Origin of the sequence: Indioceanicola profundi (assembly GCF_003568845.1) — a bacterium.
Classification (GTDB): domain Bacteria; phylum Pseudomonadota; class Alphaproteobacteria; order Azospirillales; family Azospirillaceae; genus Indioceanicola; species Indioceanicola profundi.
Genome location: NZ_CP030126.1, coordinates 1,706,293 through 1,719,951 on the forward strand (window position 1 = coordinate 1,706,293; position 13,659 = coordinate 1,719,951).

Below are 13,659 nucleotides of genomic sequence, written 5' to 3' on the forward strand. Positions count from 1 at the left end.
GGTTCAGCCCCGCTCTTCCAGGTGACGCTGCAGGATGGAGGAGAATTCTGTCACGAATGAGTCGAGCCGGTCGGCATACCGCCCCAGATCGGTCGAGAACTTGTTGTAGGCGATCACCGCCGGAATAGCGGCCACGAGGCCGAGCGCCGTCGCGAACAGCGCCTCGGCGATGCCGGGAGCGACCACGGCCAGCGAGGTGTTCTGCTGCGAGGCGATGTTGGTGAAGGCGCTCATGATGCCCCACACCGTGCCGAACAGCCCGACGAAAGGAGCGACCGAGCCGACGGAGGCCAGAACGGTCATGTACCGCTCCGCATTCGCCATCTCGCGGCCGACGGTCACGGACATGACCCGCTCCACCCGCTGGGCAAGGTTGGCCCGCATGTTCCCGCCGGACAGCCCACGTTCATTGGCATGCCGCCACTCCCGCATGCCGGCCGCGAAGGTGGAGGAAAGCGGGTCGGACGGGTCCTGCCCCACATCGTCATAGAGCTGGTCCAGCGAACCGCCGGACCAGAACTGCTCCTCGAAATCCGCAGCGGCGGCCTTCATGCGGCGCAGCTTCACCGCCTTGTCGAAGATGATCGCCCAGCACCAGATCGAGGCGGCGACAAGCCCAAGCATGACGAGTTTCACCACCCAGTCGGCCATCATGAACAGGCCGATGATTGACAGGTCGTGCGCCTGGGCGGCGACAGCGGTTTCCATGACGGCGGGCTCCATCATCACATGGTCAAGGGGATGCACAAATCGGGTGTTCAGCCCGGATCTCTACCCGCGGGCGGCTGACCGAGAGCGTTGCGTAGCGCTACCGGTAACCGCACGGGTCTTCCATTTTGGTTAATGCAGGCAAGCCGCAAAGTCAGCCGGGCCAACTCCTCGGGCGCGCCTTCGTCGCCGGCAGCGGGCCGGCGGACAATCTGAACGGCATCCATTGTCGCGGCGCCGATATCCGATATCCGGGACACGACTTCAAGCGCGTCATCCAGCACGGCAGGCCTTAGAAAATCGATCTCACAGCGCCGTACCGCGAATGCCACACCTTCATCACGCACCATCGCCGCATGGGGGTAGCCCATGCAGCGCATCATCTCGTTGCGCGCCCGCTCGCAGAACCGCAGGTAGTTGGCATGGTAAACGATGCCGCCCGCATCCGTGTCTTCGTAATAGACACGGAACGGGTAGATATGGGCGTCGCCATCCAGCCAGCCCTCGGCTGGTCCGGGGGCGGAAAGCGTGTCAGACATCCTCCCCCTCCTCCTCCGGCGGCACGGTGCCCAGCAGATCCAACTGCCGCGCCGCCGCGGCCGGAACCGGAAGCCCCAGATAGCGGTAGCCGCCATCGGTCAGCATCCGCCCCCGCGGCGTGCGCTGAAGCAGCCCCTGCTGGATCAGGTATGGCTCGATGGTTTCTTCCAGCACGTCCCGCTGTTCGCCCAGCGCCGCGCCCAGCGTGTCCACCCCCACTGGCCCACCGCCGTAATTGTCCGCGATGCAGCAGAGATAGCGGCGGTCCATGGCGTCGAAGCCCATCCGGTCCACCTCGAGCCGCGTCAGCGCGCTGTCCGCCGCCTTCGCATCCACCGTCTCCAGCCCCGCGACGGAACAGATGTCGCGCACCCGGCGCAGCAGCCGGCCGGCGACGCGCGGCGTACCGCGGGAGCGGCGCGCAATCTCCATGGCCCCGTCCGGGCTGAGCGGCATGGCGAGCAGGCGGGCCCCGCGGCTGACGATGAGCTGCAGCTCCTCCGGCTCGTAGAACTGCATGCGCAGCGGAATGCCGAACCGCTCCCGCAGAGGGCGGGTGATAAGGCCCGAGCGCGTGGTGGCGCCGACCAGGGTGAAGGGCGGAAGGTCGATGCGCACGCTGCGCGCCGCCGGCCCTTCCCCGATGATGAGGTCGAGCTGGAAATCCTCCATCGCGGGATAGAGGATTTCCTCCACCTGCGGGCTCAGGCGGTGGATCTCGTCGATGAACAGGACGTCGTGCGGCTGGAGGTTGGTCAGCAGGGCCGCCAGGTCGCCGGCCTTGGCGATCACCGGCCCGCTGGTGGCGCGGAAGCCGACATTCAGCTCCTTCGCCACGATCTGGGCCAGCGTCGTCTTGCCGAGCCCCGGAGGCCCGAAAAGCAGAACATGGTCAAGCGCTTCGCCGCGGGATTTCGCAGCCTTGATGAACAGGGCCAGGTTCTCGCGGACCTGCTTCTGACCGGTGAAGTCGGCCAGCGAGAGCGGGCGGATGGAGGATTCCGCATTGTCGCCGCCGATGCGGTCCTGCTCCACCAGCCGCTGGGGCTTGGGTGCGTCGCTGTTGGGGGCGGGACTCACTGGCTAAGCTCCTTCAACCCGGCCCGGATCAGGTCGGACATGCTGGCATCAGCCCCGAGACGCTGGACCGCACTGTTGACCGCCGTGAACGCCTCCACCCGGCGGTAACCCAGATTGACCAGGGCGGAGACGGCATCGGCCACGGGGCCGCCGCCCGCAGGCGCCGCCGCCCCGGCGGGAGCCGCGGCTGCCGGCGCGCTCAGCGCGGCCATGCCGATGCTGGCGACCTTATCCTTCAATTCGTTCAAAATTCGGGCAGCCAACTTTGGGCCTACCCCGTCCGCACGGCAAAGATTCGTCTTGTCCTGCGCGGAGATGGTGGTGGCCACCTCGTCCGGCGACAGCACGGACAGGATGTTCAGCGCGACCCGCGCCCCCACCCCCTGCACCGTGGTCAGCATCCGGAACCAGTCCTTCTCCTGCGTATCGAAAAAGCCGAAGAGCTGGATGTTGTCCTCCGACACCCACATGTCGGTGAGCAGCGTCACCGCCTCCCCCGGGCCTCCCAGCCGGCGCAGCGTCCGGGCGGAGCAGGAGACGAGGTAGCCGACTCCGTTGACGTCCACCACCGCATAATCCAGGCCGGTGGCATCGAGGATGCCGCGCAATTTGGCGATCATAAGGTCCTCCCTCCCGCCTCGGGCACCAGCAGAGGCAGAGCCGGGGTCACGTCGGTATGGTTGAAGTCGTTACCATTGAAAAGCAGCGGCGCATCCACCGACCGCGCCAACGCATAGGCTGCACAATCGGCGAAGTTCAACTTCGCACGATGACCGGTTCCCTTGCCGTAGCGGCGATAGGCCTGGAAAGCGGCGGACGCCTGCCCTTCGTCGAAAGGCACGACTTCCGTGTTCCAGCGCGCAAATGCCAGCTCCATCGTCGTCAGCACGTCCTGCCCCTTCCGGAATGCCAGGACCGTCCGCATCTCGAACAGCGTGACGGCGGAGATGAAGGGCCGGTGCAGCATCTCAAGAGCGGATTGATAGGTATCCGCGTCAGCCTCATCAAAGCCGACCGCCAGAATCGCGGAAGTGTCGAGAACGATCCGCATGTCAGTCGAACATCCCGAGATCGTCATAGCCCAGGATTTCGTCCTCCGGGCGGTTGTCCAGGACCGGCGCCCTGCGGACCTGCTCCAGAAGCTCCCGGATATCCGCGCGACGCCGGAGCTCCGCCTGCTGGCGTGTTGCCTCAAGCCGCGCCAGCCGCTCCTCCGCCGCGATTCGGATGGTTTCGGTGATGCTCTCCCCCGTCAGCTCCGCAAGCCGCCGGACGGCCTGCTCGGCCTCATCGGATTTGATGTTCAGCGCCATGGCATTCTTCCTTTCTGCCCAGCAGGGAAGAATTCTACACCGACGGGAACAAAGCGGCAACAGCTACCGGCGGACTCCGAGCATCCCGTCCAGCACGCGCCGCTTCGTTCCTGCCGTATGGGCGTGGCAGATGGCAACCGCCAGGGCGTCGGCGGCATCGGCGCTGGTGGTCTGGGAGCCGGGCAGCAGCATGCGCACCATGTGCTGAACCTGGGCCTTGTCGGCATGTCCGGTGCCCACCACCGACTTCTTCACGATCATGGGCAGGTACTGCTCCACCGGCAGCCCGGCCCTGGCCGTGACCAGCAGGGCGATCCCGCGCGCCATCCCCAGCTTCAGGGTGGATGACGGGTTCTTGTTGGCCAAGGTCTCCTCGACCGCAGCCTCGTCCGGGGTCCAGGCCCGGATCACGTCCAGGATGCCGTCATGCAGGACCTCCAGCCGTCGCGAGAGGTCCTGCTTCTCATTGGTGTGGATGGCGCCGTCGGCAACGAAGCTCAGCCGGTTCCCGGTGACGTCGATGACGCCCCAGCCGGTATGCCGCAGCCCGGGGTCGAGCCCCAGGACGCGGATGGTGGAGAGGGCGGTCATCGCATCCTGTCCGGTCAGCCCAGCTTTTCCAGAACGTCGGCGGAGATGTCGAAGTTGCCGATCACCTCCTGGACGTCGTCATTGTCGTCCAGCACGTCGATCAGCTTCAGCAGGGTCTGGGCGGCATCCTCGCCGACTGGGATCAATGTCTGCGCCTGCCAGGTCAGCTTGGCGCTGGAGGGTGCGCCGAACCTCTCTTCCAGCGCATCGCGTACGGAGCCCAGATCGTCCACCGCGGTGATGACGATGTGGTTCACCTCGTCGGACTGCACATCCTCCGCACCGGCCTCGATGGCGGCTTCCAGCATGCCGTCGGCATCGGCCACCTCGGCCGGGTAGACGACCTGCCCAATGCGGTTGAACATGAAGCTGACCGAGTTGGTCTCACCCAGCGTCCCGCCATTCTTGGAAAAGGCGGTGCGCACTTCTGAGGCGGTGCGGTTGCGGTTGTCGGTCAGCGCTTCCACGATCAGCGCGACGCCGCCGGGGCCGTAGCCCTCGTACCGCACCTCTTCGTAATTGGTGTCGTCCGCACCCGGCGTGCCCTGCTTGATGGCGCGGTCGATGCGGTCCTTCGGCATGTTCTCCGCGCGCGCGGCGACGATGGCGGCGCGCAGGCGGGGATTCGCCGCAGGGTCGGGCATGCCCGACTTCACCGCCACGGTGATTTCGCGCGCAAGCTTGTTGAACTTCTTGGCCCGCTTGGCGTCCTGCGCGCCCTTGCGGTGCATGATGTTCTTGAATTGGCTATGACCGGCCATGGGACCCTGGCAATTCTCTGAACCGTCCGCCCAGGCCGGGCGGATAGCGGGATGGAAGATCAGGGCTTGTACCACAGGCCGTCGCGCAAAGCACACCCGTCCCGCGGGGCATTTTCATGGGCGAAGAATGCAGGACGTACAGCCCCGCCATGCGGGCCTTAGGGCTTGGGCCTGGAGCCGCGGTCAGCCCTAACCGACGATGTTGTAGCCGCCATCGATGTATTCCACCGCCCCGGTCACGGCCTTGGCCGCATCGCTGGCCAGGAAGGCGGCATAGGCGCCGACATCCTCGATAGTGACGAGCTGGTTGGTGGGCGCCCGCGCCGCGGCCCGCGCCAGCAGCTCGTCGAACCGGTCGATCCCGCTGGCCGCCCGCGTCGCCAACGGCCCCGGCGACAGCGCATGCACACGGATGCCCTTGGGCCCCAGCTCGGCGGCCATGTAGCGCACGGTGCTTTCCAGCGCGGCCTTGACCGGCCCCATCAGATTGTAATGCTCCACGACCTTTTCGGAGCCGTAGAAGCTCACCGTCTGCAGGCATCCGCCGGCCGTCATCAAGGGCTCCGCCAGCCGGGCCATGCGGATGAAGCTGTGGACGGAGACGTCCATGGCGGTCAGGAAGCCGTCGCGCGAACAATCCACCACGCGCCCGTGCAGATCCTCCCGCGGGGCGTAGGCGATGGAGTGCAGCAGGAAGTCCAGCCGGCCCCACCGCCGCCCGATCTCCTCGAACACCGCTTCGAGCTGGCCGGGCTCCCGCACGTCGCAGGGCAGGATCAACTGCGCCCCCAGCCCCTCCGCCAAGGGGCGGACATGGGGCTTCGCCCTCTCGTTCAGATATGTCACCGCCAGATCGGCGCCCATCTCCCGGAAGGCCCTGGCGCAGCCATAGGCGATGGAACTGCCATTGGCGATCCCGACCACCAATCCACGCTTGCCCGCCAGGGTGATCATGCCCGCTCCGTCCCGCCGATCCAGCCGCCGCCCAGCACCCGGCCGCCCTGGTAGAATACCGCGGCCTGCCCCGGCGCGATACCGTACTGCGGCTCATCCAGCCGCACCACCGCCCCGCCCTGCCCGTCCAGGGTGACGGTGGCCGCCGCCGCCCGCTGGGCGGACCGCAGCTTGACCTCGCAGGTTACGGCCCCGCCAGCCAGTTCGGCGGCCAGCCAGTTGACCTCCTTGACCCGCACCATGTCGCGGGCCAGCGCCTCGCGCGGGCCGACGACAACCTGCTTCGCCGCCGGATCGACCTTCACGACATAGAGCGGTTCCAGCTCCTCCCCGTCCGGTCCCTTGCGACCGCCGATGCCGAGGCCCTTGCGCTGGCCGATGGTGTATTTGATCGTGCCCTCGTGCCGGCCCAGAACCCTTCCGTCCACATGGACGATGTCGCCCGGCTCCAGGCTGCCCGGCCGAAGCTTTTCGACGACGGAGGCGTAGTTGCCGGTGGGCACGAAGCAGATATCCTGGCTGTCCGGCTTGTCCGCGACGGGCAGGCCCAGCCGCTCGGCGATGGCACGGGTCTCCGTCTTGGGCAGATGCCCCAGGGGGAAGCGCAGGAAGTCGAGCTGCGCCGGCGTGGTGGCGAACAGGAAATAGCTCTGGTCGCGGCTCGGGTCCTCGCCCCTGTGCAGCTCCGCCCCCGCCGGCCCCATGATGCGCTGGGCATAATGGCCGGTGGCCAGGCAGTCGGCTCCAAGGTCCTGCGCCTGCTCCAGCAGGTCGCGGAACTTGACGCGCTGGTTGCAGCGCACGCAGGGGATCGGCGTCTCGCCCCGCAGATAGCTGTCGGCGAAATCGTCGATCACCGCCTGACCGAAGCGGCTCTCGTAATCCAGCACGTAATGGGGAAATTCCAGCGCGTCGGCCACGCGGCGGGCGTCATAGATGTCCTGGCCGGCGCAGCACGCCCCCTTCTTGCCCACGGCCATGCCGTGGTCATAGAGCTGGAGCGTGATCCCCACCACGTCGTAGCCCTGCTGCTTCAGCATGGCGGCGGCCACGGAGGAGTCGACGCCGCCCGACATGGCGACCACCACGCGGGTGTCGCTCGGCGCCTTGTCGATGCCCAGGCTGTTCAGCCCGGCGATGGGGGGAAGAACTGTGTCCATGGGGCGCGAATATAGGCGATGCGGGCGGCAGCGCAACGCGCGCCCGCGCCGGGGCGGCATGCTTGCGCGGATGCCCGCCCCCTTGCGGAACGGGAGCAGCGGCACGACGTTGCCAGCATGTTGTCCAGGTCCGGAGCCGCATGCCCATGTGCCGTTGCCATCCCCTTCCCCGACGCCGCCTGCTAACCCTGATGGGGGCCGCCGCCACAGCCCCCCTGCTCGGCGGCTGCGGAGAGGAACTGCCCTTCGACCTCGTCTCCGACAGCACGGTGGTGGAGATGGGGCTGAAGGGGTGGGAGGAAATCCGGGCCAAGACGCCCGTCAGCCAGGATGTCCGGTTCCAGAACGTGCTGGACCAGATATCCGCCCGCCTTCTGGACGCCATCGGCGCAAATCCGGCGGATTGGGAAACGGTGGTCTTCGCCAGCCCGCAGGTGAACGCCTTCGCCCTGCCCGGCAACAAGATCGGCGTCTTCGAAGGCATGTTCCAGGTGATCGGCAGCGCCGACCAGCTCGCCGCCATCGTCGGTCATGAGATCGGCCATCTCCAGGCGGAGCATGGCAAGGAGCGCATGAACACCCAGGTCGCCAAGGAGTTCGGAATGCGCCTGATCTCCCTGCTGCTGCAGTTGGGCGATGTGGAATATGCAGTGGAGATCGCGGCGGCCCTGGGCATCGGCGTGGAATACGGGCTGGTTCTGCCCTATTCCCGCAACCAGGAGCTGGAGGCCGACCGGCTGGGGCTAGTCACCATGGCGCAAGCCGGGTTCGAGCCGGCCGAGGCGGTGGAGCTGTGGCGGCGGATGGAGGCCGCGGGCGGCTCCCGCGTTCCCGACTTCCTGGCCACCCACCCCGCCCCCCAGGCCCGCATCCGCGCCATCGAGGAGATGCTGCCCCAAATTCGCGCCTCCTGACCCGCCTCAGCCCTTCAGGAAGCGTCCGATCCTCCGCGCCGCCTCCGCCATCTCGGCCTCCGCCCCGGCGAAGGACAGGCGGACGGAATGGTGGCCGCGGCTCTGGTCGAAATCGGTGCCGGGCGTGATCGCCACCCCCGTCTCCGCCAGCAGCCGCTTGCAGAATTCCTCGCTGTTGTCCGTCACCCCGCTGACATCGGCATAGAGGAAGAAGGCCCCGTCCGGCGGGGCGAAGCGGCTCAGCCCCGCCCTGGGCAGCTCCTCCAGCAGGATGTCCCGGTTCCGCCGATAGCGGGCCGCATGCCCCTCCAGCTCCTCGATGCAGTCGAAGGCGGCCACGGCCGCATGCTGGCTGATCGTCGGCGGGGAGATGTAGAGGTTCTGGGCCAGGCACTCCACCGCCCGCAGCAGCTCCGGCGGCACCACCAGCCAGCCCAGCCGCCAGCCCGTCATGCTGAAATATTTGCTGAAGCTGTTCACCACCAGCGCCCGGTTCGTGGAGGCCAGCGCGGTCGAGCTGGCCGCCTGCCCGTACTCCAGCCCGTGATAGATCTCGTCGGAGATGACGCGGACGCCCCTGGCCTCGCACCAGGCGGTGAGCCGCGCCAGCTCCGCCGGATGGATGATCGTGCCGGCCGGATTGCTGGGGCTGGCCACGATCAGCCCGCGCACCGGCGTCTCCAGCGCCTCCAGATGTTCCACCGTCGGCTGGAACCGGGTCTCCGGGCCTGTCGGGAACTCCACCGGCTCCAGCCCCACGGCGCGCAGGATGTTGCGGTAGGCGGGATAGCCAGGTGCCGCCAGCGCCACCCTGTCCCCCGGCTCGAACGCCGCCAGGAAGCCCAGCAGGAACCCGGCGCTGGAGCCGGTGGTCACCGCGATCCGCCCCGGATCGACGGACACGCCGTGCCGGTCCCGGTACCAGCGGGCAATCGCCTCCCGCAGCGCCGGCAGCCCGAACGCGTCGGTATAACCCAGCCTTTCCCTTGCCAGTGCAGCCTGCGCCGCCGCCACCACGCCGCGCGGTGCCGGGGTGCTGGGCTGGCCGATCTCCAGATGCAGCACGTCGCCGCCCGCCGCCTGCCGCTCGTTGGCGGCGCGCAGCACCTCCATCACAATGAAGGGGGCCACGCGTCCGCGGGCAGACGGCGCCCAGATGCCGGTTTTCGAGAAATCCGGCGCGTCGGCTTCTGGCAAGCCGGCCCTTCCATCGCCACTTTTTTCATGGCTAGCTTGGGTCCGTATGGCGTCGCCGAAGGAAGGTTTCATGATTGCGCTTTCGAAACGGCTGTCGATGCTGGCGGTCGTCTGGCTCGTGACGGCAATGCTGGCGGTGCAGCCGGCCTTTGCCCAGGGCCGGCAGATGCAGTTTATCCGCGACACCGAAATCGAACAGACCTTGAAGGCTTTCGCCACGCCGATTCTACAGTCGGCCGGCATCGTGCCCGAGGCGGTGACCATCGCCCTGATCAAGGATGACGAGCTGAACGCCTTCGTTGCCGCCGGCCAGAACATTTTCTGGTTCACCGGAATGCTGATGGATACCGAGCTGGATGAGCTGATCGGCGTCATGGCGCACGAAATCGGCCACATCAGCGGCGGCCATCTTGCCCGCGGCCGCAATGCGATGGAAGACGCGGCGGTGGTCGCCACCCTGTCCACGCTGCTGGGCCTCGCCGCCGCCATCGGCGCCGGCCGGGGCGATGTCGGCGCTGGCGTCATGGGCGGCGGGCAGGAGGTCGCGCGGCGCACCTATCTCTCCCACTCCCGCGGGCAGGAGGGCGGGGCCGACGAGTTCGCCTTCACCCACCTGGAGAAAGTCGGCTGGCCGGCCACGGGCATGGTGAAGCTGATGAGCCGGTTGATGGACCAGACGCTGCTGCCGCAGAGCCGGCAGGTCGAGTACCTGCTGACCCACCCGCTCCAGTCCAACCGGTTGGAAGCGGCGCGCAACTTCGTCGAGAACCGCTCCAAGCACTCCAACAGCCGCTTCCCCGAGCCATTCTACGAGTACCATGCCCGCATGAAGGCCAAGCTGATGGGCTTCATCCGCCCGCAGCAGGCCCTGCGGAAATTCGATGCTGCGGCTACCGACATCCCGTCCCGCTATGGCCGCGCCATCGCGCTGTACCAGACCGGCTCCGTCGATGAGGCGCTGAGGCTGATGGACGGGCTGATCAAGGAGGAACCGGAAAACCCCTATTTCCATGAGCTGAAAGGTCAGATCCTCTTCGAGAACAGCCGCACCGCCGACAGCGTGCCGCCCTACCGCGAGGCGGTGAAGCTGATGCCGGAGGCGGGGCTGCTGCGCGCAGCGCTGGGCCATGCGCTGCTGGAGGCCGGAGACGACAAGCTGCTGGATGAGGCGATCCTGAACCTTGGCGAGGCGACCCGGCTGGAGCGGCGCTCCTCCCTGCCCTGGCGGCTGCTGGCCAGCGCCTACAGCCGCGCCGACATGAAGCCGCAGCTCGCCTATGCGAGGGCCGAGGAAGCCCTGGCCCGCGGCGACATCCAGGCCGCCAAGTTCCATGCCGACCAGGCTGAGCGCATGCTGCCGGCCGGCTCCCCGGAATGGCTGAGGGCGCAGGACATCCGCGTGCTGGTGGAGAACAGCCCCGGCAGACAGCGGGGATAGGCTGCAGGCGCGCGGCAGTCAGGACCCGGTCGCGGCCGGATTGCCCGCCTGATCGCCACCAGCGCCATGCTGGGAACAAGGGCCGGCGCCGCCATCACGCCCGTCGCGAGCACGGCCTGCCGGCAAGAGGTGATGACTCCGCCGGCAATTCCAGCCAGGAGGGACGTCGCCTCGGCCTTCGACCGGTACGACACTCAGTCCTGTCCCCTGTTGAAAACGCCTTCGCCTTCAGACAGGGAAGAACGCCGTTCGGGACGGCGGAAGCCGCGCATCTGCGGCGATGTCGGCTTTTATACGGGCGGAATCGGGCGCCGCTCGTGCTCTGTCGGGAGAGCCCTCAACGCATGCGGCCACGTCCGCCCATGGCCTTGAAGAAGGCCTGCACGACGCCCGGATCGAACAATGTGCCGGAGCCCGCCTCGATCCGGCGCAGCGCTTCGGCCACCGGCACGGCCTCGCGCCAGCTCCGCTTGTGGGTCAGGGCGTCGAAGACATCGGCAACGGCCACGATGCGGGCGGCCAGGGGGATTTCCTCTCCCTTCAGACCGTGGGGATAGCCGCTGCCGTCCCAGCGTTCCTGGTGGGCGCGGGCGATGGCGGCACCGAAAGACAGGTAGTTCGACCCCTCCACCATGCGGGACGCCTTCTCCAGCAGGGCGGCCCCCCGCTCGCAATGCGCCTCCATGATCTTCCGCTCATCCTCGTCCAGGTCGCCCTGCTTGGCGATAATGCGGTCGGGCACGGCCACCATGCCGATGTCGTACAGCATGGAGCCCATGGTGATCAGGTCCAGGAACTCGTCATCGATCCTGTCCGCATAGGCCGGGTCCGTGCGGAGAAGGAAGGCTACCTCGGTGATCAGGCGCGACAGGCGCAGCACATGGTCGCCGCCGCCCTCCGGGTCCTTGTACTCGGCCAGTCCGGCCAGCGCGATGACGGTCGCCTTGTGCGCCTTCTTAAGTTGATCGTAGAGGTGCAGATTGTCGAAGCCGATGGCGATCTTGGAGCCGAGCACCTCCGCCAGCCGCCGCTCCAGCTCGTCCAGCTCGCGGCCGGTGTGGATGCAGGCTACCGCATCCCGGCCGTCATTGGTCTTCAGCCAGAGAATCAGCAGCCCGTCCTCGTGGTGGTGCTCCCGCTCGCGGAGCACGGCGAGGATCTTGTCCGACAGCTCCCCGCTGACCGCGGCGGCCAGCCGCATTCCGGTGGTGCCCGCATATGTGCCGGCGCCGGCCAGGATCTGGGCGTCGGCCCTGGCAGCCCCTCTGGGCACGCAGACCAGCCCGTCCTGCGGCACGTCCAGCACCCGCGCCAGCTCCTGGATCACCGCCTCGGCAAAATGATCGACCGCGCGCAGATTGAACAGGTTGGTGGACGCCTCGATGATCCGCTCCATCCCCCTGCGGGAGCGCTGGAGCATGGTGATGTGCTCGTAGGAGCGTAGCGCCGCTACGGTGGCGGTGCCCAGCTTCTGGGCCGTCAGCTCCGTCTTGGCCTTGTAATCGTTGATATCGTAGCCGTGGATGACCGCGTCTTCCGGCGCCTGGCCCGGCTGGCCCGTGCGCAGGATGATCCGGACGGCGTCGTTGTTCAGCTCCTCCCGGATGCGGGGCACCAGGCGCAGCCCGGCATCATCCGTTTCCATCACCACATCCAGCAGAATCATCGCGATTCCCGGATCAGTGCGCAGGATCTGCAACGCCTCTTCCGCCGAATAGGCGGACAGGAACTGGACCGGCCGGCCATGATAGCTGAACTTCTTCATGACCAGCCGCGTCATGGCATGCACCTCCGGATCGTCGTCGACGATCAGGATCAGCCAGGGCTTCTGCGGGAACTCGGGACGGGTCGGAGCCGATGGCGCCTCATCCTGGAACAGGAAGTCGTCATTCATGATCATGCGGCTGCCGTGGTCATCGGACTGCGAACCGTCCGGGTCGTGTTCGGATGATCCCGGCCGGAAAAAAGAGACCGGCCCTCCGGCAGACTGCCGGCGGCCCATATCTCCGCATACCTCAGTCGGCTAAGCAAGTCAGAAACTCCGGTCCTTCCCGCGGACGTAGCGGGCGGCAGGCTTGCATCCCTCCACGATTTCGCCATCTCCTGTGTCTATCGTGCCAATCCATGGCGCCGGATATTCCGCCGGCGCATCGACCGGAGCTGTTGAGTGATGATGTCCCGCCCCCTGCGCGCCGCACTGATCGGCCTTTCCCTGACGGCCGTGACCCTGCCCGCCGCGGCCGCCGAACCGGCGCAGATGGACCGCAAGGCGGTCGAGCAGATCGTCCGCGACTACATCCTGCAGAATCCGGAAATCATCACCGAGGCCATCACCATCCTCCAGCAGCGGGAGGAGGAGCAGGCGTCCCAGGCCGTCTCGCAGGCCGTGAAAGCGAATCAGCAGGAGCTGACCCGCAGCCCCGGTTCGCCGGTGCTGGGCAATCCAAAGGGCGACGTGACCCTGGTGGAGTTCTTCGACTACCAGTGCGGCTACTGCAAGCGCGCCCATCCGCAGCGCTCGGCGGCGGTGAAGGACGACGGCAAGGTCCGCGTCGTGATGAAGGAGTTCCCGATCCTCGGCCCCGCCTCGGTCGAGGCGTCCAAGGCCGCGCTGGCTGCCGCCAAGCAGGGCAAGTACGCGGAAATGCATGAGGCGCTGATCACCCAGCAGGGGCCGCTGAACAACGATGTGATCCGGGACGTCGCCCGCAAGGTCGGTCTGGACATGGACCGGCTGGAGAAGGACATGAAGTCCGCCGACGTCCAGGCGGAGATCGACGCCAATTACAAGCTGGCCCAGGCCCTGAACATCCGGGGCACTCCGGGCTTCGTTGTGGGAGAGACGGTTGTTCCCGGCATGATCGGCCGCGACGCCTTCACCGAGCTGTTCGCCGCCGAACGCGCCGCGCAGAAGGGCGGCTGAGCCGCTTCCAGCCCCCCGGCAAATACCCGCTCCCGTGTTCCCTGCGGCACATGGGGGCGGGATTGGCACGCCTGTCGCCT

Annotated in this window: 15 protein-coding genes; 3 read left to right on the plus strand and 12 right to left on the minus strand. The window is 67.3% G+C overall.

What is annotated here, in order from left to right; translation table 11 throughout:
- Window positions 1–3 precede the first annotated feature (3 nt).
- From tolQ to mnmA, 10 genes are all read right to left on the minus strand, one after another.
- Entirely contained in the window at window positions 4–708 is a 705-nt protein-coding gene (gene tolQ, locus DOL89_RS08120; protein WP_225889948.1) for a protein TolQ, read from the minus strand.
- A 50-nt stretch (window positions 709–758) separates the two neighbouring features.
- A complete protein-coding gene (locus DOL89_RS08125) occupies window positions 759–1,247 on the minus strand; it encodes a YbgC/FadM family acyl-CoA thioesterase (RefSeq protein ID WP_119678688.1) in 489 nt (162 codons plus the stop codon).
- Window positions 1,240–2,286: a Holliday junction branch migration DNA helicase RuvB gene (gene ruvB / locus DOL89_RS08130; protein ID WP_225889960.1), complete on the minus strand. Its 1,047-nt coding sequence runs from the start codon at window positions 2,284–2,286 to the stop codon at window positions 1,240–1,242. Before ruvB ends, DOL89_RS08125 begins: the two co-directional genes overlap by 8 nt.
- A 38-nt stretch (window positions 2,287–2,324) precedes the next feature.
- Entirely contained in the window at window positions 2,325–2,948 is a 624-nt protein-coding gene (gene ruvA, locus DOL89_RS08135) for a Holliday junction branch migration protein RuvA (protein WP_119678690.1), read from the minus strand.
- Entirely contained in the window at window positions 2,945–3,379 is a 435-nt protein-coding gene (locus DOL89_RS08140) for a type II toxin-antitoxin system VapC family toxin (protein WP_162937394.1), read from the minus strand. The genes ruvA and DOL89_RS08140 overlap by 4 nt, the downstream gene beginning before the upstream one ends.
- Before the next feature lies 1 nt (window position 3,380).
- A complete protein-coding gene (locus DOL89_RS08145) occupies window positions 3,381–3,641 on the minus strand; it encodes a type II toxin-antitoxin system VapB family antitoxin (protein ID WP_119678692.1) in 261 nt (86 codons plus the stop codon).
- A gap of 63 nt (window positions 3,642–3,704) precedes the next feature.
- On the minus strand, window positions 3,705–4,232 hold the full coding sequence (ruvC, locus tag DOL89_RS08150) for a crossover junction endodeoxyribonuclease RuvC (protein ID WP_119678693.1): 528 nt from the start codon (window positions 4,230–4,232) through the stop codon (window positions 3,705–3,707).
- A gap of 14 nt (window positions 4,233–4,246) precedes the next feature.
- Entirely contained in the window at window positions 4,247–4,993 is a 747-nt protein-coding gene (locus tag DOL89_RS08155) for a YebC/PmpR family DNA-binding transcriptional regulator (protein ID WP_119678694.1), read from the minus strand.
- Between the two features lie 189 nt (window positions 4,994–5,182).
- Window positions 5,183–5,947, minus strand: a complete 765-nt coding sequence (fabI, locus tag DOL89_RS08160) for an enoyl-ACP reductase FabI (protein ID WP_205574657.1) — start codon at window positions 5,945–5,947, stop codon at window positions 5,183–5,185.
- Window positions 5,944–7,077 (minus strand): tRNA 2-thiouridine(34) synthase MnmA, encoded by a 1,134-nt coding sequence (gene mnmA, locus DOL89_RS08165; RefSeq protein ID WP_119680320.1) that lies wholly within the window; start codon window positions 7,075–7,077, stop codon window positions 5,944–5,946. Before mnmA ends, fabI begins: the two co-directional genes overlap by 4 nt.
- Window positions 7,078–7,247: 170 nt before the next feature.
- On the opposite strand from mnmA, the gene DOL89_RS08170 reads away from it, so the two are divergent.
- Window positions 7,248–8,021 (plus strand): M48 family metallopeptidase, encoded by a 774-nt coding sequence (locus tag DOL89_RS08170; RefSeq protein ID WP_119678695.1) that lies wholly within the window; start codon window positions 7,248–7,250, stop codon window positions 8,019–8,021.
- A 6-nt stretch (window positions 8,022–8,027) separates the two neighbouring features.
- Here DOL89_RS08170 and DOL89_RS08175 read toward each other — a convergent pair whose 3' ends face one another.
- Window positions 8,028–9,134 (minus strand): pyridoxal phosphate-dependent aminotransferase, encoded by a 1,107-nt coding sequence (locus DOL89_RS08175; protein WP_225889961.1) that lies wholly within the window; start codon window positions 9,132–9,134, stop codon window positions 8,028–8,030.
- Window positions 9,135–9,288: 154 nt separating this feature from the next.
- Between DOL89_RS08175 and DOL89_RS08180 the strand changes: the two genes are divergently transcribed.
- Window positions 9,289–10,656 carry a M48 family metalloprotease gene (locus DOL89_RS08180; RefSeq protein WP_119678697.1) on the plus strand — a complete coding sequence of 456 codons (1,368 nt, stop codon included), beginning with the start codon at window positions 9,289–9,291 and terminating at the stop codon, window positions 10,654–10,656.
- A 337-nt stretch (window positions 10,657–10,993) separates the two neighbouring features.
- Here the strand turns inward: DOL89_RS08180 and DOL89_RS08185 are convergent, their stop codons facing one another.
- Complete coding sequence (locus tag DOL89_RS08185; RefSeq protein ID WP_162937395.1) at window positions 10,994–12,550, minus strand: DUF3369 domain-containing protein; 1,557 nt, start codon at window positions 12,548–12,550, stop codon at window positions 10,994–10,996.
- Between the two features lie 276 nt (window positions 12,551–12,826).
- Between DOL89_RS08185 and DOL89_RS08190 the strand changes: the two genes are divergently transcribed.
- Window positions 12,827–13,579 (plus strand): DsbA family protein, encoded by a 753-nt coding sequence (locus DOL89_RS08190; protein WP_225889949.1) that lies wholly within the window; start codon window positions 12,827–12,829, stop codon window positions 13,577–13,579.
- The last annotated feature ends 80 nt before the right edge of the window (window positions 13,580–13,659 follow it).